This window comes from Chryseobacterium antibioticum (assembly GCF_012927325.1).
In the GTDB taxonomy this organism is placed as follows: Bacteria; Bacteroidota; Bacteroidia; order Flavobacteriales; family Weeksellaceae; genus Chryseobacterium; species Chryseobacterium antibioticum.
The window spans coordinates 40151-65153 of record NZ_JABBGI010000006.1; the positions used below are offsets into that span (position 1 = coordinate 40151).

The window sequence follows — 25003 nt, forward strand, 5'->3', positions numbered from 1 at the left end:
GTTCTTTTTAAAATTAAAAAATTAGTGTAATGAGATTACATTGCTCTTCTGTGTGTGATCAGGATGTGAGAATCTTCATCTGTTTCATAATCTTTGTATGAAGTTTTGAAGCCTAAAAGTTCCACATTAATGTCTTCTTCTTTTGCTCTTATATTGGCGAAGTCCTGGATCATCTCGAGTACATCTGTGGCAATATATGAAGTTCCTCTTGCATCAATGGTCACAGTAGAATTAGACTTCACATTTTTCAAGGTCTTTTTGATGGCTGCCTTATTTAAGAAAGAAACTTCCTCGGCAAGCTTAATGGTGATTTCGTCTGCATCATTAAGTTTTTCACGACTTAGATAATAAGCACGCTTCATATTCCCCTGAAGAATGTAGAAGACGGAAATAGCCAGACCGATACCTACCCCTTTAAGAAGATCGGTTGCGACTACGGCTACCACTGTGGCTACGAAAGGAATGAACTGGAATTTACCCAAATGCCAGAAATGCTTAAACGTGGCAGGTTTTGCCAGTTTGTATCCAACAAGGATCAATACTGCAGCAAGGGTAGCAAGCGGTATAAGGTTTAATATAAACGGAATGGTAAGTACACATACCAGTAGCAATACACCGTGAATCATCGCAGACATTTTTGAAGTGGCCCCTGCATTAGCATTGGCAGAACTTCTTACGACTACAGATGTCATTGGCAGTCCTCCGATAAATGAACTGATCAGATTTCCGATCCCCTGTGCTTTAAGCTCAAGATTGGTATCGGTAATTCTTCTCTGTTTATCCAATCTGTCCGAAGCTTCAATACAAAGCAACGTTTCAATAGAAGCTACAATGGCAATGGTTGCCCCTACCACCCAAACCTTAGGATTGGTGAATCCGTTAAAATCAGGCATCGTAACAAGATTTTTGAAATCATCCAAAGACTTAGGAACAGGTAGTGAGACCAGATGTTGTGTACCGATCGCCAAAGAGCTTCCGGACAGTTTAAATAATTCGTTAAGAAGTATTCCTGCTGCTACTGCTACCAATGCTCCCGGCAGCATTTTCATTCTTTTTAAAGCCGGAATTTTATCCCATGCAATAAGAATACCTACCGAAAATAGGGTTACTACAATAGCTCCGATATGTACAGCTCCGAATAATTCTGTAAAATATCCGAAATTAAGACCGTTATCAAATATAGATTCATGCCCTTCATAATCTTTATCGAATCCCATGGCATGAGGAATTTGTTTTAAAATAATAATGATACCGATGGCAGCAAGCATTCCCTCGATGACATTATTCGGGAAATAATTGGAAATACTTCCGGCTCTGATGAATCCTAAAATTAACTGGATAAGGCCAGCAATGATTCCTGCACAAAGGAAAAGCTCAAAAGCTCCCAAATCTGTGATAGCTGTTAAAACAATAGCGGTAAGACCGGCTGCAGGTCCTGATACTGATATATTTGAATTACTGAGAAATCCTACAACTAATCCTCCCACAATTCCGGAGATTACCCCTGATAAAGGCGGTGCTCCAGATGCTAAAGCGATTCCGAGACATAATGGAAGCGCTACTAAGAATACAACGAGTCCTGAGGGGAAATTCTCCTTGATTCCTCCTATGAATGATGTTTTTTTCATAATGTTTTGAAAAATACTATAACTGATTGATCTATACTCAGATAATCAATTATAAAAGATTGGAAATTTAAGTTTAAAAGCACACGTATCCGATATCAGTTTTTGATATGAATACTATTAAAAAAATCTAACTATACTTAAAAACTAAGCTTCCGGAGGCGGAGAAAATATGGTAAGTAGGGGGGACAGATGAAAGGAATCATCTATCAACTCAAAAGACACGCCCTGAAGATCAGGTTCGGAAAACTTCACGTAATCGAATACGTCCAAAGGTTTCGGAAGGGTCTTTTCGTAAACAATAAAAGATGATGGGTGAGAATGAGGCTCCTCTTCATTGAGTATAACATTGGTTCTAACCAGATCCCAGCCAGCAACCGCAGCAATGCCAGGCAGTGCTGTGAAGTTTAGGAAAAAGGTTAATACAATAATACTCCAGAATTTCATCTTACATTTATTTTTAGAAAAACTAGTCTGTTTTTCTGCTCATTACCCAGTCAGAACTTGTAAGGTTATAGATTTTTTGGATGTCTTTCAGGATTTTCTCGAAATCGATCTCCAAATCAATGATCTTACCTGTTCTAAGGTCAAATACCCAGCCATGCACAATAGGATACTCATCAATGATGTATCTTTCCTGTACGCAAGCCATTTTGATCACGTTGATGCACTGCTCCTGAACATTAAGTTCTACAAGTTTGTCATAACGCTTTCCTTCATCTTCGATAGAATCTAATTCAGTCTGATGCAATCTGTAAACGTCGCGGATGTTTCTTAACCAAGGGTTTAATAATCCCAGGTCTTGAGGGGTCATCGCTGCTTTTACACCACCGCAGTTGTAATGTCCACAAACAATTATGTGATTTACTTTTAAGTGCTCTACGGCATATTGTATCACCGCTGTTGAACTCATGTCTAAAGTATTTATCACATTGGCGATGTTTCTTGTTACAAAAACTTCACCTGGTTTTGTGCCCATCAATTCTTCTGCTGTTACTCTACTGTCAGAACATCCGATATACAGGAATTCTGGATTTTGAGTTTTAGCTAATTCTTCAAAGAACGTTGGGTCCTGCTGGATTTTAGACTCTACCCATTTCTTGTTGTTTTCGAAAATAACTTCGTACGATTGTGACATAATTTTAAAAATTTAAAAAGGTTTATAATTATTTATTTCGTTTAAATTATTTTCGAATTCAATAGATTAAATCAATAATCATGCAAAAATATAATTTTTGCCGAAAAGCCAATCAGTTTTAACAATATTTAATATTAAAATATGCTTAAAATCATGTTTAAAGCGACTGATACATGCAGTTTTCGAATGACTTTGCCTGAAAAATTAATAACCCAAACTCAAAAAGCTAAGATAAAATTACAAACTATAAATGATAAAATTAAAATTGGAGATTAAAATATTCTTAAAGCATGAAAAAACCGCCTCAATCTACATTGAGGCGGTTCATCTTTATAAAAGGTTATTATTTTATTGTTTAATAATCTTCACTATCGTTTCAGAATTGTTGATTCTTACTAAGTAAACGCCTGACAGTAAAGAAGAAAGATCAGTCTGTTCATTTTCAAACTTCCCTGACTTTACCAATTGACCGGAAATATTATAAATCTGGTAATAGTAATCTTTTGCTTTGTCGTTTCCTTTGATATACAACAGACTCTTCACTGGATTCGGGAAGAACTCAAGCTTGTTTTGAGCTACTTTTTCCTCGATTACAGTTTTTGCAAGAATGTTGGTTGCTTTAGCTAAAGCATTCTGAGGAACGGGAATGGCAAAAGGCTCGTATCTTCCGATTTCGTTTCCATAGGCATCGTACTTAATTTCTGCACAACGGCAAGACATTGCTGCCTGCGGACGGAAACCGAAAGTGGGTGTAAGGAAGTATAGACTGGATTCACTTTGTGTACTTGGTGACACATCAGCATTAAACAACATCCCTAAAGAAGAGCCTCCTCCTCCTTGATTAGCAGCAGTCCAAATCCCAGATTTCATAAATGTAGGATTAGTCCCCCCTTTCGTAGCATCCAAAGTTTTTCCACCGTTAAATCCTCTGATGCCATTATTTGGAAATACGCCTATATTATACTCAGGTTTATTTAATACAAATCCATATCTGAATGAACCGGTACCTGCAAGATTTCCATATACAAACCTACCTAAATATTTCATTTTGTTTATATCATACGGTTCATTACTTACCATAGCATTAATATTACCAGGATCCATTCCATATGAATTCGTAAATTTGGCATTATAAAACCATGGAGTATTTCCCTTAGAAATAAGATTGCCAAGAATAACTCCGGTAGAAACGCTTTCAAGGTCTACTATTCTCCAGCCTGCAGGGCAAGGGTCGTAAGGAGATTTCTCTGTAGCATGTCCCCATCTTTCAGGCATATTCCCGTTTTCATCAGACACCCAGTCTATTTTTGCTGTATCTGTTTGATATAAATAACTAAGCGGATTGTTTACAGAATATTTTAAAACCTTTTTCAATTTATCTGCCTTAGAATCAGATGCCGAAATATTGGCAGCCGCAGTTGAATAAGTTTGAGTAAAATTGGTTAAATATTCAGGTTCTTGCATATTAGCTGTATATGGAATAACACCCGTTGTTGGGTTTGTCGGATTATTTTGCCTATATACAAAATAATTATTGAAGGGTCTTGTACCGGTACTTTGTTGATAATAATTATAGAAAATTCCCGGATTGTAGAATACAGGTAAAGGATCTTTTCTCCCCCATTGGAAATGAAGACCACCGCTATCATGCATTTGATCTAATCTTGCAAAAGCTGCGGGATTGTTATTATTCCAAGTACCTAAAGGTTTATCGGTTGCCATATTTCCAGATGCATAAAAATGCTCATTAATAAAAGGTAATCTGGCTCCTAAATCCCTATCCATAAAGGTGGTTTTCATAGGAACACCCGCACTGGTCATTGGATCTACAAACTGGTCATTGGCGTCTATAACTCCTCCATTAGCGGCATTTTCCGGATCAAAAGTATAGGTTTCGATGACAGACCTTGGAGCCCAAATGTGCCAGCTCCATACAACAGGGTCATTATGTTTATTGGCTGTCCAGGTTCCTGAACCTACATGGAAGGCAACAACAGCATTACCTGTTTGATTTTGATTTAAAGTAACTTTTAAAATAGCACCATCTATAGATCCATTTATAATTTCCATTTTTTGGATCAGATTTGTATTACTAGTCCAAACTACAGACGACGATTTTGTGCTTTCTGCTGGGAAAGAAAAATCTGTGCTTAAATGTAGTTTGTGCATTGCATAAGCTTTTCTTAAAGGTATTTCAATAATCCTGTCATTGTCTTTATTGGTATCTATATTATTACCATTCGGATTAGGAGTTACCAAAGCAGGATTGGTATATTCTACATAGCTGTTTGGCAGTTTAGTCCATGATTTTAAAGTTTCAGTAGAATACGTTTCAGTAGCTGAAGCAACAAATTCAGTTTCAAATGCTTTTGGCATAAAAGAATTGTTGGGATCATATATACAACGGATGCCACCGCTACCACCATAAGCAGTGCCTGAAAAATTATGCCAACCTACTGTAGTATGACCCGTTTTATTGAAGGGGTCAGAAATTAACACCAAGCTGGCTACACCGAATGTTGGTAAATAGGTTCCTATTTCAGGAATAGTTTCAGATGCGGTAATAACTGTAGAGGTTAATAAGCTACCATCTGCACTTTGGTCTTGATAATTGATTACCGGAGTTATCCACCCTGTTCCATATTTTGTGGGTGTTGCTGTATTAGGATATCCTTCATAACTTCCATTAATAGGAAACTTGCCTAAATTCATTCCGGAAACTCCCGAAAAATCAAATCCAAACTGAGGATAAACTTTTATTCCAGGATAATCAGTATTTAAAACATCTGGTCTAAACTCAGGATCATTTACATTTCCAGTATGTTTTCCCCAAGGGCTGTATCTGCTTTCATTAGGCATTGGAGTACCTGAATTTTTTCCTCCAGAAAAATAATTTGAAGGAACCCTCCAATTACAAGGACATGGATCATACGGTGATTTCAATGCATATCTCGCACTCGTTTCTCCAGCTAGAGGATCATCAAGATCTGAATAATTACCCTGACGTGTATCTCCCCATAGATCCCATGCGATTATATTTTCGCGGTAAGGAGGGATGAATTTTTTGTATTTTTGTTTAGAGAACCAAGTGGTTATCCCTACTCCCTGCCATGAACCATTTTGTTTTTGTCTTAAATAATCTTCACCATCATTTAATAAAGGTTGGTCATTTTTAGCAACATATACAGGAGAAGCAATAAAGTTGATCGGATTTTTTATAGAAAATCTTATATTACCATTTGGTGTATCCGTACCTGTATTAAGCTGAGCAGAATATTTATTTCCTCTTATTCTTACAAATTTAGATTGAAAATTGGGATCAGTTAGTGATAAATTTACTTCACCGCTTATTGAATAGAGACTTAAATCTTTAAGACTAAATGAAGGAAAAGGATCTTTTCTTCCCCATTGGTATTGTAGTCCCGCAGATTTGTGCCAGTCGTTTCCAACGAAATTGGCATTGGTTGCTCCTAAATTTCTATCCATCCATTTCCAGTCTGCAACTACATTTCCTTCTTTATCTTTTTCAAAGCCGTGATGATAGGTACTCCCATTAATAGCAGGATCGTCAGTTGCCCATACGTGCCATGTCCAGTAAATTTGGTCATTTACTTTGTATGATATGGCGGCATTACCTTCTTTTACTTTATTAATCAGTACTTTGATTTTTGCATTTTCTCCCGTGCCTTCCAAAGTAACAGATTTTATGAGTCCCGGTTCATCTTCCCAATACAGTCCTGCTTTAGCAGTGCCGTCTGGAATTTTAGTATAATTGCCAGTGTCATCTTTCATGAAATCTCCACCTTTCGCCCACATTTCGTAAGCTTTTTTTACAGGAATATAAAAACCATCAACCTGGCTTCCATTTTTATCCTTTCCGGTAAAAACATAACTGTTTGGAGCCTTGGTCCAGTCTACTGCAGTGTTGTCAGGAACAGCTCCGGCATTTAGCAGATAACAGGTATTTGCACAATCGGTAGTACTCAATTTAACGTTGCCAAACACACCTACATAATTGATGAACTTAGCAATCTCAGACTCGATGTCTGATAGAGATCTTACAGATTGAGAGGAAGTTGTAGCATCATTTCTTAGAGCACCCATTCCGTAAAGTGTCATTTCAGGAGTGTTTGAAATGATTAGATTTTCAGATCCCGGACCTCTTCTTGCTCCTGCCTGATCGTTGCCATATCCAAAAAATAACGCTCCGTAATTACTATGTCCTGTTGCAGATTTTATACTGATAAACTGTCCGTCACTTTTATAAACCCGGAAACCTGTTACCTGGCTGGAGACTACTACAACCGGCTCCTGATCTGTAATGAAATCTGCCAGCTTTTCGTAGATGGTATTGTAGGTGTTGAAATATCTACTTTGCAGTTGATTTGGATTTCTAAAGTCATGATAACCCGGAGCGTATAAATCTCCCGGCAATTGGCTGAATTTCAGCAACAAACCATTGATGGAAAATTTTCCTGCAAACATATATACAGGATCATTATAACTATGCAGATAAGGACTGGGATGCCCTGCAACTACATCATAAATAAACTCAGGTGTAGATCCTAAAGTATCACTTACTGCGCCTTGATTCAGCATTTTAATGGATTTGATTCCATTGCTGTCAAACAAAGTCGCCGGGTTTTTAGGAGAAAAAACAACATTGTTTTTTTTGTTGTTCATAATCACATTTCCCAGCTTATTCCACCAGTATACCGAGGTCACCCTGTCTTTTACCCCTGTTACTTTTCCATTCGCATCTGTGATAAGAGTTCCTTCTTTTTTTGGTGTTAAAAGAATGGTGTACTCATTTTCGTCCAAATCGCAATTTGCAGGTGAATAATCCGAGAGCTTGTAATGGCTTACGGTTTTACCCCAATACACACTGCTGAAATCAGCTGTGCTGGAATCTGAGCTTAATTCAACCTTTAAATTGTATGTGGTGTTTACAGACGCAGGCAACTCAAAAGTAGCCTTTAAAGTTTCGTTATACTGATTATAAGAGTATAACGTTTTGCACCACACTGTAATCCATTCTCCCTGAGTATTTTGATACTTGATTGAGAGGAGAATATTACTGTCGGTAAAAGGTTTGGAAAACTGGCCGCTCATGACAACCAATCCCTTTTCATTCACATTTTGTGAAATGACGATAAGAGGATCCAGATCATAAACACTAGGTGGTACAGGTGCTTTATGATTAGGCCCAATACTTGTCTCATTAGGCTTGGGGACGAGAATTGTTCCCGAATAAGCATGAGATGATGCAATACAAAAGGCTGCAGCAAAAATCTTTAAAGTCGATTTTTTTTTCATACGTATAAAAATTAAAAGTGTTTTTTCGAAATAGGATGTTTGATTTTTGTAAGATACAGGGAAACCTATATTATAGACGATGAATTCCAATCCTACCTATTATTGAAGAATAGAATTCGCAATAAATAAAATATTACCTGAGTTGAGGTTAAGTAAAGCGTAAAAGTAGTCGACCATCATTTATTTTTTTCAAGTCGAGGGACAGTTTTGTCGGGAAGAAGCAATATGCAGTAAGACTCCCCCAAATGTTCCTCATAAATTACTTACACTTCAATATCTTGATATTCTACTTAGCAATGGTTTTTTAATTCATCATTTATTGTCTCAATAGGAAGTTGTTGACAAAAGCTAATTATGGTAGTTGACAATAATTTTTTTTTCTTCATTTTTTGTTTTAAGTTATTATTCAAGTGTTCATTGATGAGTATTCTAGCAAAATTTTGTATCCATAAATTTTGAATTTTTATACTGCTAAGGTAAGATGGTGAAGCAATGCATCCAAGAAGTTGCAGGGTAGATTTATAAATACTGATGTAAAAATTTATAAATCTTTACAAAGACTGCTGGTAAATAATTGATTGTTATGCTATTATTGTTCTTGAAAATAATGTCATTAATTTCAAACTATCTAATTCAATGACCGTTTTTTTCTTTATTTTTGGCTGATTACTTTTTATAAAAACACGCAAATGATCCAAAAAAAAATAGGATTTTTCTTATTTTTCCTAACCACAGTTTTGCAAGCACAAGATTTCTATTCGAAATTGCGAAATAAATATTGGGAATATGATGAAAACGACACCAGAGCGTTTGTCTTTGTCAATCTGGCAATATCTACTGCCAAAAAAGAAAAAAACTATGCCGAGCTCTATCAAATTTATAAGGATGCTATATTATTCTCACCTGACAAAAAACTGATATATGCCGATAGCTCAATTGCAGCTGCAAAACTATCAAAAAATGAAGATTTTATCGGTAACTCTTATATGAATAAAGGAGTAATCTACTATTTTAATTACAGAAAATTTCAGCCTGCTTTGGATGAATATCTAAAAGGATATGAATACACGAAAAATGCTAATGACCAATATTTGAAATATGAAAATCTGTATCATATAGGGGTTGTAAAAAGCTATTTGGGATATTATCCGGAAGCCTTGGCAATTTTCCAACAATGCTTAGATTATTTTGAACCCAATACAAGAGCGAATATCCACCCCAATCTCATCTATAATAATCAGAAAGGTTATCTTAATACGCTACATCAGATAATTATCTGTCATCAGTCTTTTAGAAAAGATAAGGAAGTCCAAAAATTAATAAATGAAGGTCTGAATAAAATACCAAAAGACAAATCTTTCTATCTGGAAAAAAGCTATTTTGAAAAAGCAAAAGGTATCTCGGATTTCCATCAGAAAAAATATGATAATGCGATCAGAAGTTTTGATCTTGCTCTTCCGGAATTAATTAAAATAAATGATTTTACCTGGATTTCAGTAATTTATTTTTACAAAGGGCAATGCTTGCAAAAACTGGGTGAGGAACAACTGGCTTTGGAGAATTACAAGAAAGTGGATTCTATTTTCAACAAGCATCATTTTATCCTTCCGGAATTGCGGAAAAATTTTGAGGAACTTATTAACTATTACAAAAAATATAATGACCCGAAACAGGAATTACACTACACTAGACAACTCTTAAAAGCAGATAAATTAATTTCAAATGATTTCAAATATCTGTCTACACGAATGCATAAAGATTATGATGAGAAAGCATTATTGGAGGCAAAAGCCAATTTGGAGCATAAGAATTCTTATGGAAAATATCTCCTTATAGTAAGTGGTGTATTAATTTTGATTTTGGGATATGCTTTATATTACCGATCGAAAAGCAAAAAAGAAGTACAGAGAAAATACGAAGAGCTGCTCATTAAAATCAACAATTTTGATCTTCCTAAAGAGAAAGCCGTCAAAGAAAGAACTTCCAAAATGGATTCAAAACTACTCAAAAAATTGAAGCAGAATTTCTCCGAATTTGAGAAATGTAATGGATTTCTTGAAAAAGGTTTAACCGCAGGAAAGCTTGCTGCAAATTTTGAAACCAATACTTCTTATCTTTCACAATATATCAACGAATTTAAAGAAAGTAACTTCAATACCTATATTAATAAACTAAGGATCGGGTACGCTACAGAAAAGATATGTAATGATAAGGATTGGGCGAAATATTCTATTGAGGATATTGCAGAAGCTTGCGGGTTTAGTAATAGACAAAGTTTTTCCAATATCTTCTATGAGCAAAATGGCATACGCCCTCAGGATTTTTTGAAAATGAGAAGAGAAGAAATTAATAATATCCGGTCGAGCAAGTTTTCATAGAATTTTTAAACTTCAATTTCATTTTTATTACACTTCTGATACATATTAATATTGAGGAATCATCATCTTCATGGTTCCAAAAATGATAGAAGAGCTAATCGGTATTTATCAAGGGAGTCGTGGCAGATATGGGGTAGGGTAATTAGAGGGAAATAGAATGAAATCCTATTGTCCTTTTGTGGCCAGGCTGATGGGACGTGACGTGAGAAGTATTGTCAAGAAAAAAATTAGAAAACGAATAACCCTTCTGACGGTTACTCTTGGTTGAGAATTATTTGAATCAGAATTTTCATGTTAAAAACAGCTATTAATTTGACACTATTGAAGATTTCGTTTAACCCGACTCAGGTTATTTACTGTTTTTTATGTAAGATTATATTTTGATTTAAATCAGATTCGTGAAGGTATAGGTTTTCAGGAATAATAAAAAATGAGGCAATATAGAAAATTGGGGCATGCTTAGAAAGTGAGTTTTTTTATGTGTTTGTTTTTTTGAAAGATTAAAAATTTAAGACAGAGCTTCATTTTCAAAAATTTCTTTAACAAAAATCGACAAAATAATTTCTCCATAATAGAGAAATTATTTTTTAAAGAAAAATGCTATCAATTTATAAATTGATAGCAATGTTTTATTATATTTTATTATTGATATAAGCTTCTGTGGCTCTTTCTGTTGGGTAAATTGTGCCGGGATTCCCAACGACTACAGAATGGGAAGGAATATCAAAATTCACATACGAATTGGGGGCAATTAAAACATTGTTTCCAACCGTAATTCCGCCTACGATGACCGCATTGGCTCCTATCCAGACTTCATCACCGATTGTAGGAACACCCTGAAGTTTACCACGGTTTTGCTGGCCAATAGTCACCCCTTGGGCAAGGTTACAGTTTTTTCCAATTTTTGCTTTGGGATTGATGACCAAGCTTCCCCAGTGTCCCAAATAAAAACCTTCTCCAATTTCAGTTTCAGGATAAATCTGGTAGCCGTATTTTATTTGATAATGTCTGAGAACCCATTTCCAGAATATTCCTATAACAGGCTTTTTGTTATACTGTTGAGCTTTTCTCAAAATATAAATAAAATGCAGGTTTGGATTGATACACTTTTTGCAGATCTCAAATAAAGAGAGCCATTTTCCGCTTTCCCGGTAAAAATCTTTTTGTATAACTGTATAACCCATTCTTTAAATATTTATAATTCGTCAATAATTTCCTGAAGTTTCGCTACAGATTTCTGCAGGACAAAAGGCAGATCAGCGGAGGTAATTTCTTTTTCGTAGCGGCCAGCAAGTTCCATATCTGTAAGGAATTTTTTCATTCCCCCATAGATCCCGTCCTCTGAATTGGGGGTGATAACGCCTAATTTTCCTTCCTGAAGAAGGTCTTTTATCCCGGAAACATCTGTGGATACAACCGGCTTATTCAAAATTAATGCTTCTGCAATAATGGTAGGGAAGCCTTCATGCCTGGAAGACATCACATAAAAATCAGCTTTTTTCAGATAAGGATATGGATTGCTTCTGAAGCCCAACATCTTTACCGTTTCCTGAAGACCTAACTGATTAAGTTTCGTCTGAATGTTTTCGTAATCAAAACCGTCGCCAATAATGATGATCTGATGCTTCAATCCCTCGTCTATAAGCTTTTTATGGACATCCAGAAGTCGGTCATAGCCTTTCTGCGGATAAACCGTTCCAATGGTTATAAAAGTGGGAAGCTGGTTGGAAAAAGGATAGTCATCAATTGCCGTATTCGCTTTATTTAAAGTGTCAGTTTTGTCAATCGGATTGAAAATTTTGATAACCGCCTGCTTTTCCTGGTCATTCCGGGCCACCTTCTGCATTTCTTCTTTCAGTTTATTGGAAATAACCAGAATTCGGTCGAACCTGAAAAGCTGCCTGATCACATCCGGAGTATATTCTTTCAGATTAAAAATGTCATTCTGTATCCAGATGATTTTTTTTGAATCCTTCTGAGGGCTGGAAAGTAGTTCTCTGTACATCCCGTGAATAGCTGCTATTTCTACGTCGTATTTTTTATTTTTGAGAACAAACTTATAAAGAAGGGAAGGGCACCACAGAAACATTTTCTGATAAAGCACTCTGAATGCTTTCACCGGAATTTCATGCGGTCTGTTGGTCGTGATCATTTCCCCTTTGATAAGATAATGGAGATTGACCCATGATGGTACTTCCTTAATATACATTCCTGTGTAGAGGTTGATCAGCAGATCGACTTCATATTTGTCTTCAGGAAGGTTTTTGAGAAAGTTGATAAGAACTTTTTCTGCACCACCATGTCGGAGAGAGCCAATCCGGATAAGTATTTTCTTTTTTTGTGACATACACTTTTTATCAATCACGATATTATTTTATAAATTTCAGAAAATTATAAGTACCAACAGGTATTATAAACCATTTAATTGAATAGTTTTAATTTTTCTGAAGTATTTTTTTCCATTCCTGTGCTATTTTTTCCTTCTTCCACTTGCGCGATTCTTCATAAGAAGATTTCATCAGTGCATCTAATGCTCCCTTATTATTCGTTAGCGTTTGAAGCTCCTGTATAAATTTATTTTTATCATGGACAGGAATGAGAAACCCATTACCTTCATTAATAATATCGGAAGGACCGTAATTACAGTCATAGGCAACCAGGGCATTGGAAAAGAACATAGCCTGTATCAATATGGTAGGTAATGCTTCAACAGTAGAGGTGAGGCAGTTGATTTTTGAGGAAATAAGAAGCTGATAGACTTCTTCCATGCTCCTGCTTCCTAAAAGTTCAATTTTAGAAGTTAGGTTTTTATCAATAACTTCCTGCTGGATACGTTTTTCTTCTCTGCCACTGCCTATAATCACGACTTTCCAATCTTTAGGCAAATTAACTTGAGAAATAATATCAATGAACTCACTGATATTCTTTTCAGGATCAAGCCTTGCAACCACAGAAATGATATTCTTCTTTTGGTCCGGTTCAATATACTTTTGATTGTCAATCTCATTGTCCATGAGATTATAAATGGTGAGGGAATTTTTATTAAGTTCCTTATAATGTTTCTCACCGGGAATATTGGTACTTACAATGGTTCTTAAATTTTTATAGTAACGTCTTAAGCCTTTGTTCCAAAACAAACCTCCGGATTTATAGCTCATATGTTCCCAGGCAATGGTTTTTTTGCTAACTTCCTTGTCTAAAGAAAGCATGGAAGAAAGTTTATACCAACAGGAAACAATCGTTTCATAATTCTGATGATTCTCTTGTATCCATTTTTTTAAGACCTTGTAAGATCCCAGATCATAGAAGTAGGAATAAATATTGTATACTTTGGGAACAAATTTAAATTTTTCTAGAATGTATTTCCCTCCTTTACTGGATGGATGGGCAAACGAATCAATGTAATGCTTCTTTACTTTTGGGTTAATATGATAAAAATCTTTATGGGGAGCCATTAAGAATAGAATTTCAACATCATATCCGCTGTCTGCTAATTCTGAAGTTAAGTTGGCGAGAACTTTTGAAATACCATTGGCCTTTATATTCTGGTAGTATATAAACAGGATCTTTTTGTTCATTTGTTTTTTTTGAATTGGAATCTCTTAAGGGGAGAGATTTTTACAAAAGTAAAAAAAAGAAATTACGTCTAGATCTAAAAAGAAAAGAACTTACAATTGAAAGGAAAAGAATAATTATTAAATTTGTAAAAATTAAAAATTCAAATGGAAAAAAAAGAAGTACAGGACCTTGTAATTGAAACTATTAAAGAATTCGTAGACAATAACGGAATCGAGACGGAAGAAGTAACGGTTACCCAAAGACTGATCGGAAGAAGTGGAATATTTGATTCTATAGGTCTGGTTAATTTTTTAGTGGATCTTGAAGAAGTGTTGGAGGAAAAATATGATAGAGTATTCAGTCTTTCCAGCGAAAGAGCAATGTCCAGAAGTACAAGCCCGTTCTCCAATGTTGAAGAGCTAACCAAGTTTATCCTAGAGCTGGACGATGAAGAATAAAACAATTTTCATTACCGGAAACCGTAAAGGAATTGGCCTTCATCTGACCCACTATTATTTGGAAAAAGGGTACAATGTATTGGGATGCAGCAGAAGCGAAAGCGACCTTTCTCACGACAATTACCACCATTTTATCTGTGATGTTACCGATGAAAAAAGTGTGAACAGCGTAGTAAGAGAAGCAAAAAAGAAGTTTGACGGAATAGATGTCCTTATCAATAACGCAGGTATCGCTTCTATGAATCATTCCCTGCTGACACCCGGCTCTACCGTGAAAAAAGTTTTTGAAACTAATTTTTTCGGTAGCTTTTTCTTTGCCAAAGAATGTGCAAAAGTCATGAGAAATAAAGGAGGAAGAATTGTCAACTTCTCCACAGTAGCTGTTCCCCTGAATCTGGAGGGAGAAATGATTTACGCTTCCTCTAAAGCCGCCGTAGAAAAAATGACGAAGATTTTGGCTAAAGAACTTGCCGATTTTCAGATTACGGTAAATGCTATAGGGCCTACACCAATTTATACAGATCTGATAAAAGTGATTCCAAAAGATAAGCTTCAGCAGCTTCTGGACCAGCAGACGATTCACCGTTTAGGAGAATTTGAAGATGTGGAAAACGTGATAGACTTTTTTATATCACCCAAAAGCAACTTTATTACAGGACAGATTATATACTTAGGAGGATTATGAATCTAAACCAATTACACCATTATTCCGGATTAAGTATTATAGAAGAAAATAATACCTATACCTATCCCGAACTGGGAGACCAGATTTCAAAGGTTACTGATGAACTGAAAAACAGTATCATTCCCAATGACGTCGTTTCTGTCCAGTCAGATTACAGCTTTGAAAGTATTTCTATGCTTCTGGCGCTTTCACAGTTTCCCTGCATTATCGTTCCCATTGTTCCCACAACGGATACAGAGATTCAAAATAAACAGAAGGCGGCAAAAGTGACGAAAATCATTAGTTTTGAAAATAAAAAGACGGTAGTTACCTCCGTTAATGAAGTATTTGACAGGGTTGAACAATATGATGAGATTCTGGATAAGAATCAATCAGGATTGGTGCTGTTTTCGAGTGGAACTACAGGAGCTCCGAAAGTAATGGTGCATAATTTCAGTGAAATTATCTCAGAATTTAAAGAGCCGAAGAAGCAAAAGAATCTGAATTTTATTCTTTTCCTGCTTTTTGATCATATCGGAGGAATTAATACATTGCTTGGATGCCTGAACAATGGCTCGCAGATTACTATTCCTGCCAACAGGAACCCTGAATATATCATGCAGCTGATTCAGGATAAAAAAATTCAGGTACTGCCTACAAGTCCTACCTTTCTGAATCTGATGCTCATGACGGAAGATTTTGATAAATATGACCTTTCAAGCCTTAAAATGATTACTTATGGTACCGAAAGAATGCCTCAGCATTTACTGGATAAACTGAAAAATAAAATACCTTCCACTAAATTTCTACAGACCTTCGGAACCAGTGAAACCGGAATTTTAAAGACAGAAAGCAAATCATCTACAAGCCTTTTCTTTAAGATCGTTGATCCTAATTATCAGTTCAAAGTAGTTGACGAACAGTTGTATTTGCTGTCGAAAAATCAGGTTTCAGGCTATGTGAACCAGGAAAGCAGCCAGTTTACAAAAGAAGGATGGTTTGCCACAGGAGACCTTGTTGAGGTGGATGAAGACGGTTACCTAAAAATAGTGGGAAGGATTAATAAAGTCATTAACGTAGGCGGTTTAAAGGTGCTTCCAAAAGAAGTGGAAGATGTCATCAATCTCATTCCGGAAGTGATCGATACCACAGTTTTTGCCAAAGACAATGCCATTACAGGTCAGATGGTTTGCGCCAAAGTTGTGATTACCGAGGGGAATGACGAAAAAGAAATGAAAAAACTCATTTTACAAAAGTGCCGTGAGGAACTGGATAGATATAAGGTGCCGAGTAAACTTATTATTACCCATTCATTGGACGTTACGGCCAGATTTAAGAAAGAAATTTAATTATAAAAAAAACATATGTATATTTTTTATCGCTTAATGCTTTTCTGCTTTACTTTTTGGGAAAGACTTTACATGAAGATCTACACCAAAGTATGTGTGCTTCAGGGGTTGAAACTCGGGGAAGGTGTTAAGGTTTTTGAAAGAGTTTATTTTGGTTCAGAACCATTTCTTATTGAAATAGGAGATAAGACACAGATTGCAGGAGGTACACGTTTTGTGAATCATGGCGGAACAACAATGACCCTGAGACGTCTTGAAGGCTTCGAAGATGTCAGAATTTTCGGCAGAATAAAAATAGGGAAGAACTGTACCATTGGTTCCAACTGTGTGATTCAGCAGGATGTGGAAATGGGAGACAACTGTATCCTGGGTGCAGGATCTGTTCTTACCCATTCAATCCCTGATAATACTGTTTTTACAGGTAATCCGGCGAGATTTATTTGTTCTGTGGAACAATATGCAGAATCTGTACTCGATCTGAATACCATGTATCCCCGTGAGTTGGAGCAAAACAGAACAGAGCTTAATCAATGGCTGAAAAAGAATCTGCCCTATGAATTTAAAAAGGCAAAAGCCTATAAGAAAAGATCTGAATCATAAAAATGCATTCCACAGGAATCATTATATCTAATCTTTTTGGGGAAATTTAATCTCCTACATAAATAAAAGGTGGCTGCGGTTCTCGAAGCCACCTTTTATTTTTAGTGATCAGCTGATCACTTTTATTTTTTTAACACCTCAATAATCTGATTGTATATCTTTTGATTATTAAATCTTTGGGAAGCTGTTTTATTGTTGAGTTTGATGGTTTCTACCCACTCCTTATCCGTTAAAAATCTTTCCATACCCTCAGCCAGTTTCGTTGCATCATATTCTACAATCGTTCCGTTGATGCCATCATCCATCATTTCTTTTACTCCGCCGGCGTTGGTTGCTACAACCGGCTTCTCTAAAATCAATGCTTCTCCGATCACCAAAGGGTAGGCTTCCGATTTGGAAGGCAGTACATAAAAATCAGCCTTGTTTAAATAAGGGTAAGGATTGATCACCGGATCTTTAATGATAAAAGAATCCTCAATGCTGTACTCTTTGATTAAATTCAACAATTCCTCTTTATCCTGTCCATTTCCAAAAAGCCAGATTTTATGATGTAAACCTTTGTTGATTAGTATTTTATGGGCTTCAACTAAAATTTTGTTTCCTTTTCTTGGAATAAGCCTTCCTAATGAAATAAAAACAGGCAGATCTGTCTTAAAATCTACCTCAAATTCGCGAGCCTTTTCCTTAATGACCTCGTGTTCAAACGGATTATAAATGACAAGCCCTTTCGGGATCTCTTCATGATACACTTCTTTTATGATGTTTCTGGTTTGTTGCGAGACAAAAACCGCAGTATCCATCTGCTTAAGCTGTCTTATAATAGTAAGCTTATCCGCCTCAGTGGCTGCGGCATCCCTTATATCTGCATGGAACCATCCTATTTTTTTTGATTTTTTAAAAGGACTTTTCAGTAACGCCTCAAATTCTGAAGATGTAAAAGCTATTTCCACATCCGGCTGAAACTGTATCAGTTTTTGGATGAGTTGAGGAAACCTGTGATAAATTTCCAATCTGACTCTTCTTGAAGCCAGTTGTAATTTGTGCATCAATGGGTTATTTGAAAACTGTTCTTTTCCTTCAGCCAAATGAAAAACCTTAACGTTTTTAGGGATTAATGGAAGCATTTCACCCTGCCTTAAATTGAGGAGTAGGGTAACTTCAAACCGATCTGCAGGAATGTTTTTCATAATGTCACATAAAACCTTTTGTACACCACCAGTTTCCATAGACCGTAATCTGAATAATACTTTAGTTTTAGATGTTTTCATGTGTGAATTAAATTTGATTTTATAGATCTTAATAATACTCTTATTTTTAACAGAAGAGCATTTCAGTATTATTTTCCTTCAGACAAAAGAGTAAATATTTCCCTCCCAAAAAAAAATTAAATATTTTTCTTATTAATTTTGAAATTAAGGTACTTTCTTTTTCGAAGATAAAATTGGGAAGGCTTTCGATATGATCTATATCCTTATTGTAAAGTTTTTGAATATTCCTCCTTTTAAGAGTGTTGTATAATACAAGATGCCAGTTTTTATATAATTTTTCTTTTTTTGTTTTGTTTTGGGAAACTCCACCGTCATGAATTCTGTATAAATAAAGTTTTTTTGGGATGAAAGCTAAATTCCCTTTTTCATATAATTTAAGGTACAAATCCTGATCCACAGATGACGTTAGAGTTTCGTCTATTTTTTCAGTTCTTTCATACGTTTCTTTTCTGAAAGTGAAAAAATGGGCAACTTCAAATTGCATATTGAAAAATTTTTTTTCCCCGTTTTTTATTTTTTTAGAATTTGGAAATATTTTATCAATGATCAGATTTTTGTCACTGATATAAAACTGTGAATAAGTGGCTACGGTATTTTTATTGTTATAAAGCTTTATACTTTCTTCCAGCGCATCGGATGTTAACGCGTCATCGGGGTCTACAAAGCCACAGATGTCCCCCGTTGCATATTCCATACATTTTTTCTTGGTGTATCCTACACCTCTGTTTGTTTCATTTTCATAAAGGAAAAACCGTTTGTCATTTAAAATTAATTCTTTCAGAGCCTTTTTTTCCGACGCTGTTGAAAAATCATCTACAATGATTACTTCCCAGTTTGTGAAAGTCTGTTTAAGGATACTTTCAAAACAGTCTGTGAAAAAAGACGCATTATTATAGTGGGCTATTAAAATAGAAAACTTCATTTTGCTTAAAAAAATTATATTTTTTGCATTAAAACTCTCTGTAAGGTAATAAAAATCTTCCTTTTTATCTTGTATCCAAGTGAGCTTTGGTATGTTAAAAGATTGAAAATTTCGTGTTGTCCACCATAAATTTCCGGAACTTTCATTCCATTAATGCTTTTGATGTTTCTTCTTTTCATGGCATTAAAAATCACCTGCGCAAAGTATTCATAGGATTTGGATTTATTCTCATTCTGGGATATTCCTCCCATGTGTGTCCTGTAAAGATAATTGGTTTCGTTAATGAAGTAAACATTCCCTTTTTCATACATTTTTAAATACAGATCCTGGTCTTCTGCGATTTTCAGATCAGGATTCATCTTCTCCGTCTGTTCATAAATATCCTTTCTGAACGTTACAAAATGAGCGATCTGAATGGGATAATTAAAAAAATAGGGGTCTTTATTCTGAACCTGCTTGGCAGATTTAAAAGGCATGATAGGTTTTAGATTTTTATCACAGCTCATGAATCTTGAATAAGTCAACACCACATTCTGTTTTAGGGTAAATACACTGACCGCTTTTTCAATAGCGCCAGGAAGAATAGCATCATCCGGATCTACAAAACCGCAAATATCACCCGTAGCAAGTTCAATGAGCTTACTTTTGGTAATACCAACGCCACAGTTTTTTTCATTTTCGAAAAATTTAAAGCGTTTGTCTTCTGCAATGATGGCTTTGATCTGTTCTTTTTCTTCTTCAGACGAGGCATCATCAAGAATCACAGCTTCCCAATTTTTGTAGGTCTGCGAAAGTAGTGATCTGTAGCAGTCTCTGAACAGGGCAGCATTGTTATAGTGGGCTATAAGTATGGAAAATGTCATCTGAATTTAAAGAGAATTGAATGTTAAGTCCTGTTTATTAATTACTTGTGTATTGGCAGGAATATCTTTATATATGGTACAACCTGCACCAATGATGCAGTTGTCTCCAATTGTGACACCTTTCAGTACCGTCACATTGCTTCCCAACCAGCAGTTATTGCCTATTTTGATAGGAGCTTTTGTAAATTTTGACGGATGAAGCTTGAAGGCAGGAGAAGTGTCATAAGTATGGTTATGATCATAAAGTTTGACATTTTCCCCAAATAAAGTGTTATTCCCGATTGAGATATGTTCAAGACAGTTGATCGAGCAGAAGTTGTTCATGAAAAAATGATCACCGATCTCTAAGCTGGCATCTTTCACGACCAGAATACAGGTATAGTTTCTTAATTCTACAGCCTTTCCGATACTTAATTTTTTTATATCTTTATCTACAACAAAACGGTTGCCTACGCCCATTCTGATATGATTAAAAAACACTTTAGGGTTTCTTTTTAGGGTAGAAAGCTGCTGTCTTCTGTAGAATTTTTCGAAAAGATTATAGAACATATCGGGGCTTTTATTTTTTTCATTTTCATTTGAGTCTCACAAATATAATCTGTTTTTAGATAAATGAGAAAAAAATATTTATTTTTGCGATATTAAATATAACACAGTGAGTGAAATAACAAGGGTTCTCAAAACTTTTATCGGGTATCTTAAAAGACCCGATCTTTATCCGGAGCTTGGCCGGAAAATTATCAAAAATACAGTCAATAGAGGTAATGCTTTCAAAGGCAAGGAAAAAACAAATTCCTGGGCGGCCGGAAGAGCGGTCTCTCAAAAAGAAGCTGTTTCAAAGCTGTTTGCTGTTGAAATAGATGCTTTCCGTAGCGATTATGCAGATGTTTTACATACAGCAGCACAAAAGGAAAAAGCATGTCCTGTGAAAATGGGCGGTCCCGGAGCTTTGGAATTGCTGTACTATGCATGTGAATTTGCCGGTGCAAAGCATGTCGTAGAAACAGGGGTGGCATATGGATGGTCATCACTGGCTTCGCTTCTTTCTTTGAGGAAAAGAGATGGTGTGCTTTACAGTTCAGATATGCCTTATCTGGCACAGGATGGTGATCAGTACGTAGGTTACGTGGTACCGGAAAACCTTAAAAAAAGCTGGAAACTATTCCGCTTTGCTGATAAAGAATCGTTGCCAAAAATTTTTGCTGACAATGCAGTTTTTGATGTTCTTCATTATGATTCGGATAAGAGTTATAACGGAAGAATGTGGGCATATGATGAGCTATACAAACATTTGAAAAAGGGAGGCGTTTTTATCAGTGATGATATAGGCGACAATTCTGCTTACCAGGATTTCTGTGAAAAAAATGACATAGAAACCACGGTAGTAGAGTATGAAGGAAAATACATCGGTGTTTTTGTCAAGTAGTTTATCTGTAACTAAAACTATATAAGGCTGTTGAACAGTTTTCATGAATGAAGATAAGCCAGATTACCTTTACCCGATTTCTTGCAGCTATAGCCATCGTCATTTCTCACTTTAATAAAGATATGTTTGTCTATAAGACTGATTATATTTCAAACATATTTTTAAAAGCTAATGTGGGGGTGAGTTATTTTTTCATCCTTTCGGGTTTTATTATGATCGTGGCTTATCATAAGAAAGAAAAGATCGTGTACTTTGAATATTATAAGAACAGATTGGCAAGGATCTATCCGCTGTATGTGGTAGGGCTCTTGCTTTTTCTGGTGACGAGATATTCAAATTTCAGTATCGATAAGGTCTTTCTGTACCTGTTTGGGCTGCAGAGCTGGATTCCGGGTAAAGCCATGATCTTAAATTTTCCGGGATGGTCTATCTCTGTGGAGTTTCTGTTTTATCTTATTTTTCCCTTGTTGCACAATTATTTTTACTCTAAAAAGAATAAAAGTATTTGGGTAGCAGGCATTGTCCTATGGGTGATTACGCAGGTATTCTCTTATCTTTATGAAGCTTCACCATCCTATAAAGGTCCGCACACAGAAAGTCACGAGTTTCTGTATTATTTCCCACTGATGCATGTAAGCGAATTTTTGGTAGGGAATCTTGCCGGATTGTTTTTTGTGAAGAATTTTAAACAGAAAAATTACGATATTCCGGTGATTTTGATTTTTGCAGCGACCATGCTTTCGCTGATCTTTGTTCCTCTTTTTTATCACAACGGGCTGATGGCGCTTCTTTTTATTCCGCTTATTATTTTAATTTCCCGAAATAACGGGTTCGTGACCAAATTGTTCTCATTAAAACCCCTGGAATATTTAGGCGAAGCCAGTTATGCCGTTTATATTACCCATATTCCCATTCTTTATATCCTGAGGGAGGTTCTGAAGTGGCAAAAGTATAAACTTGACATCAACAGTATATTCTGGGTCTATCTGGCTGTTCTTATCCTCACTTCCATGCTGTTCTACCAATTTATTGAAAAACCACTCAGAGATTATCTTAAAAAACTAAATATCAGATAAGATTTCCCTTGGTCGTAAAGTAGATACGGTACGTTTGAAAATCTGTTATTTTTGATTGATAATTTCTGAAGTCAAAACCTGGCAGGCTGAACCATTTTGTTGGCCCCCGTTGGATTCTACAATAATGTATTCCTTATCAATTAAAAAAGCTTTGAAACGAAGTACTGCAGAATGATTTTTTTCATTACTGTTCTGGATTTTTTTATAGAGAATATCTACTTTCCTGTCTTTACAGCCCTGGATCAGTTTGCTGAACTTTACCTCGTAGTTTGTAATTTCTCCATAATATTTAATGACTGAAAAGCTGTTGATAGATAAAATTAAAGCTGCAAAAGTTTGAGCATAGACTATATTCTTTTTTGAAATATTCAAGGCAATGAAAAGAATCAGATACAGGTATGCGTTACTTTTAATGCGGATAGTATCATCTATTTTTGTAGTGTAATAGCTGTACAGGATACCTGATAGTACGATTATTAATGAAATGATAAGATAAAAGTTGAAGTAGTCTATATTTTTTCTTTTTTTAATAAAAATATAAGCGCAAAAAGAGACAAGAGCTATTCCTACAAAGATATTGAGCACAGATATCCTGTGTAGAATTCCTTTGTGTATAATTACATTAAGAAAACTGAAGTCTTTTAATATGGATACAGATATTTTTGAAATAAAATCAACAAGCGGAGCTGGGCTGATATGAAGATGATCCCTTTGTCCGAGAGCAAAGCCACAGTACATATAATTGATCAATAAGTAGGCTAGAGCTCCAGCGGATAGAGAGGTAGAAAGAATGATAAAAGATCTTACAGAGTGAAATTTCTTAAATGAAAGGTAAGCAAGATATACCAATACAGAAATAAGAACAAAAATACCCGAAAAACGAACAGAAATCAGCAAAAAGAATAGGGTAGAAAGATAAATGGTATGCTTTGTAATAAATCCCTCACGTGTATAATTGTATACATAATAAATAATCAGATAATTGAAAAAATAATACAAAGGCTCCGATAAGCTTATGGGATATAAATTAAGAAATGGATAGAATGAAAAAACTAGAATAGTCTGTGATAAAAAAAAATTCTTTCGGTATGAAAAAAGAACGATCCCTATATAAGCCAATATGTTGACCAGTTTGGATGCCACAAAAAAGCTTCCGGTGAAAAAACTCAGTAACTTGATAGCTAAAGGATATCCCAAAGGGAAATTCGCCTTGTAGTGCCAAAAATCCTGAACCTGCTGCAAATAAGTAATACCATCCGGGGTAAGCTCCCCGGAGGAATACATCACCTTTAATATAAAATAAATTATAGTTCCAAAGAAAATGGTATAATCAAAAGGTGTTATTTTGCTGTTAGCCGGACTGAAAGTCATCATAGCAGAGAATCTCTGAAATTAATATTATAAAGTCCGGAAGCTATACTCTTGTAATCTGTTACCAGATATTTCAGGATCATAGCCCATTTTTTCAGTGTAGGAGCATTAGCAATCTGAAAGCTTCTGTGCATCCTTTTGATATGTCGTTTTACATTTTCCGGTATTTTTTTCTCATCGGTAGCCCAGCTGTCAATTTCTTTCCAAAGAAGAATCCTGGTACTTGAAGGTTTTATTTTTTTAGAACCTACCTGAGTAATTCGGTTATTTTCATGTACCCCTCTCATTGCCACAGCTTGGTCCAAAATGCCGGGATAGAGATCAAGATAGAAAGAAAGACGGCAAAGAAATTCAGTATCCTGATGAAGCCTTAAATTGGTTCTGAATAGAATATCCATTTTCCTTAGAAGAGGCTCTCTACGGATGGTCAGTGCATCAATGCTGAAAAGGCCAAAACTCCCCAGCATATAAATCTGTCCGGGAAAAACATCTTTAGGGCTATGTCTTTTGTATACGGTAGTGAGATGGTCTCCAAATAGCGGATAATATTGTTCTTTTGCTTTTTCAGAGTAGTAATGAACGCCCAGAGCACCATAGACCCCCTCTACCTCCTGTTTTTCGAAAAGTTCTTTTTCAGCGTCAAAGCGGTTGGGAAGGAAATAGTCGTCTGCATCCAGAAAAGCAATAAAATCTCCGGTAGACTTTTCTATTCCCAAATTTCTGCTGGGACCCGCTCCGTGATTGCCTCTGTCTGCATGTTGATAAAGATGTACCCTGTCGTATTTTTCGGCAAGCTGCAGGCATATCTGCAGAGCGTTGTCTGGGGATTGGTCCTCTATCAGAATAACTTCGTGTACTTCATCAAACTGAAGTGCCGATTCTACGGCCTGAGAAATAAATTTTTCAGCATTATAAACGGGGATAATGACTGATATTTTCATTGTTTTTGTTAACATTTTAAATGATAAAGGTAATGAAGTGTGTAATTTAA

The 25003-nt window shown here is 35.7% G+C and carries 20 protein-coding genes; 7 read left to right on the forward strand and 13 right to left on the reverse strand.

Annotated features, from left to right (window positions below):
- Window positions 1-35 precede the first annotated feature (35 nt).
- The 4 genes from HHL23_RS06010 to HHL23_RS06025 all read right to left on the reverse strand — a co-directional run bounded on the left by HHL23_RS06010 (window position 36) and on the right by HHL23_RS06025 (window position 8079).
- A complete protein-coding gene (locus HHL23_RS06010; RefSeq protein WP_169233906.1) occupies window positions 36-1628 on the reverse strand; it encodes a SulP family inorganic anion transporter in 1593 nt (530 codons plus the stop codon).
- Between the two features lie 144 nt (window positions 1629-1772).
- On the reverse strand, window positions 1773-2072 hold the full coding sequence (locus HHL23_RS06015; RefSeq protein ID WP_076507244.1) for a hypothetical protein: 300 nt from the start codon (window positions 2070-2072) through the stop codon (window positions 1773-1775).
- Window positions 2073-2094: 22 nt separating this feature from the next.
- Entirely contained in the window at window positions 2095-2763 is a 669-nt protein-coding gene (locus HHL23_RS06020; protein WP_169233907.1) for a carbonic anhydrase, read from the reverse strand.
- Window positions 2764-3111: 348 nt separating this feature from the next.
- Complete coding sequence (locus HHL23_RS06025; RefSeq protein ID WP_169233908.1) at window positions 3112-8079, reverse strand: T9SS type A sorting domain-containing protein; 4968 nt, start codon at window positions 8077-8079, stop codon at window positions 3112-3114.
- Window positions 8080-8768: 689 nt separating this feature from the next.
- On the opposite strand from HHL23_RS06025, the gene HHL23_RS06030 reads away from it, so the two are divergent.
- Window positions 8769-10457 (forward strand): helix-turn-helix domain-containing protein, encoded by a 1689-nt coding sequence (locus HHL23_RS06030; protein WP_169233909.1) that lies wholly within the window; start codon window positions 8769-8771, stop codon window positions 10455-10457.
- 632 nt (window positions 10458-11089) lie between these two features.
- Here HHL23_RS06030 and HHL23_RS06035 read toward each other — a convergent pair.
- From HHL23_RS06035 to HHL23_RS06045, 3 genes are all read right to left on the reverse strand, one after another.
- The gene (locus HHL23_RS06035) at window positions 11090-11641 is read right to left on the reverse strand and encodes a serine O-acetyltransferase (RefSeq protein ID WP_169233910.1); all 552 of its coding nucleotides are present in this window, start codon (window positions 11639-11641) and stop codon (window positions 11090-11092) included.
- Window positions 11642-11652: 11 nt separating this feature from the next.
- Window positions 11653-12804 carry a glycosyltransferase gene (locus HHL23_RS06040; protein ID WP_169233911.1) on the reverse strand — a complete coding sequence of 384 codons (1152 nt, stop codon included), beginning with the start codon at window positions 12802-12804 and terminating at the stop codon, window positions 11653-11655.
- 88 nt (window positions 12805-12892) lie between these two features.
- Window positions 12893-14035 carry a glycosyltransferase gene (locus tag HHL23_RS06045; protein WP_169233912.1) on the reverse strand — a complete coding sequence of 381 codons (1143 nt, stop codon included), beginning with the start codon at window positions 14033-14035 and terminating at the stop codon, window positions 12893-12895.
- A gap of 144 nt (window positions 14036-14179) precedes the next feature.
- Here HHL23_RS06045 and HHL23_RS06050 point away from each other — a divergent pair, with 144 nt between their 5' ends.
- From HHL23_RS06050 to HHL23_RS06065, 4 genes are read left to right on the forward strand one after another with little or no spacing between them, the layout of a single operon-like run.
- Window positions 14180-14473, forward strand: coding sequence for a hypothetical protein (locus HHL23_RS06050; protein WP_169233913.1), 294 nt, complete (start codon window positions 14180-14182; stop codon window positions 14471-14473).
- A complete protein-coding gene (locus tag HHL23_RS06055; RefSeq protein WP_169233914.1) occupies window positions 14463-15158 on the forward strand; it encodes an SDR family NAD(P)-dependent oxidoreductase in 696 nt (231 codons plus the stop codon). The genes HHL23_RS06050 and HHL23_RS06055 overlap by 11 nt, the downstream gene beginning before the upstream one ends.
- Window positions 15155-16486 carry an ANL family adenylate-forming protein gene (locus tag HHL23_RS06060; RefSeq protein WP_169233915.1) on the forward strand — a complete coding sequence of 444 codons (1332 nt, stop codon included), beginning with the start codon at window positions 15155-15157 and terminating at the stop codon, window positions 16484-16486. Before HHL23_RS06055 ends, HHL23_RS06060 begins: the two co-directional genes overlap by 4 nt.
- 15 nt (window positions 16487-16501) lie before the next feature.
- On the forward strand, window positions 16502-17086 hold the full coding sequence (locus HHL23_RS06065; RefSeq protein WP_169233916.1) for an acyltransferase: 585 nt from the start codon (window positions 16502-16504) through the stop codon (window positions 17084-17086).
- Between the two features lie 122 nt (window positions 17087-17208).
- Here the strand turns inward: HHL23_RS06065 and HHL23_RS06070 are convergent, their stop codons facing one another.
- Genes HHL23_RS06070 through HHL23_RS06085 form a run of 4 tightly spaced genes read right to left on the reverse strand, consistent with a single transcriptional unit; the run spans window position 17209 to window position 20688 of the window.
- The gene (locus tag HHL23_RS06070) at window positions 17209-18354 is read right to left on the reverse strand and encodes a glycosyltransferase (RefSeq protein ID WP_169233917.1); all 1146 of its coding nucleotides are present in this window, start codon (window positions 18352-18354) and stop codon (window positions 17209-17211) included.
- A gap of 46 nt (window positions 18355-18400) precedes the next feature.
- Window positions 18401-19276, reverse strand: a complete 876-nt coding sequence (locus HHL23_RS06075) for a glycosyltransferase family 2 protein (protein WP_169233918.1) — start codon at window positions 19274-19276, stop codon at window positions 18401-18403.
- A gap of 14 nt (window positions 19277-19290) precedes the next feature.
- Window positions 19291-20139: a glycosyltransferase family 2 protein gene (locus HHL23_RS06080; protein ID WP_169233919.1), complete on the reverse strand. Its 849-nt coding sequence runs from the start codon at window positions 20137-20139 to the stop codon at window positions 19291-19293.
- Window positions 20140-20145: 6 nt separating this feature from the next.
- Complete coding sequence (locus tag HHL23_RS06085) at window positions 20146-20688, reverse strand: acyltransferase (protein WP_169233920.1); 543 nt, start codon at window positions 20686-20688, stop codon at window positions 20146-20148.
- Between the two features lie 106 nt (window positions 20689-20794).
- On the opposite strand from HHL23_RS06085, the gene HHL23_RS22805 reads away from it, so the two are divergent.
- Together HHL23_RS22805 and HHL23_RS06095 are read left to right on the forward strand one after the other, a co-directional pair.
- Window positions 20795-21565 carry a class I SAM-dependent methyltransferase gene (locus HHL23_RS22805; RefSeq protein WP_169233921.1) on the forward strand — a complete coding sequence of 257 codons (771 nt, stop codon included), beginning with the start codon at window positions 20795-20797 and terminating at the stop codon, window positions 21563-21565.
- Window positions 21566-21612: 47 nt separating this feature from the next.
- On the forward strand, window positions 21613-22641 hold the full coding sequence (locus HHL23_RS06095) for an acyltransferase family protein (RefSeq protein ID WP_169233922.1): 1029 nt from the start codon (window positions 21613-21615) through the stop codon (window positions 22639-22641).
- A gap of 45 nt (window positions 22642-22686) precedes the next feature.
- Here the strand turns inward: HHL23_RS06095 and HHL23_RS06100 are convergent, their stop codons facing one another.
- The gene (locus HHL23_RS06100) at window positions 22687-24015 is read right to left on the reverse strand and encodes a hypothetical protein (protein WP_169233923.1); all 1329 of its coding nucleotides are present in this window, start codon (window positions 24013-24015) and stop codon (window positions 22687-22689) included.
- Window positions 24012-24953, reverse strand: a complete 942-nt coding sequence (locus HHL23_RS06105; protein ID WP_169233924.1) for a glycosyltransferase family 2 protein — start codon at window positions 24951-24953, stop codon at window positions 24012-24014. Before HHL23_RS06105 ends, HHL23_RS06100 begins: the two co-directional genes overlap by 4 nt.
- Between the last annotated feature and the right edge of the window lie 50 nt (window positions 24954-25003).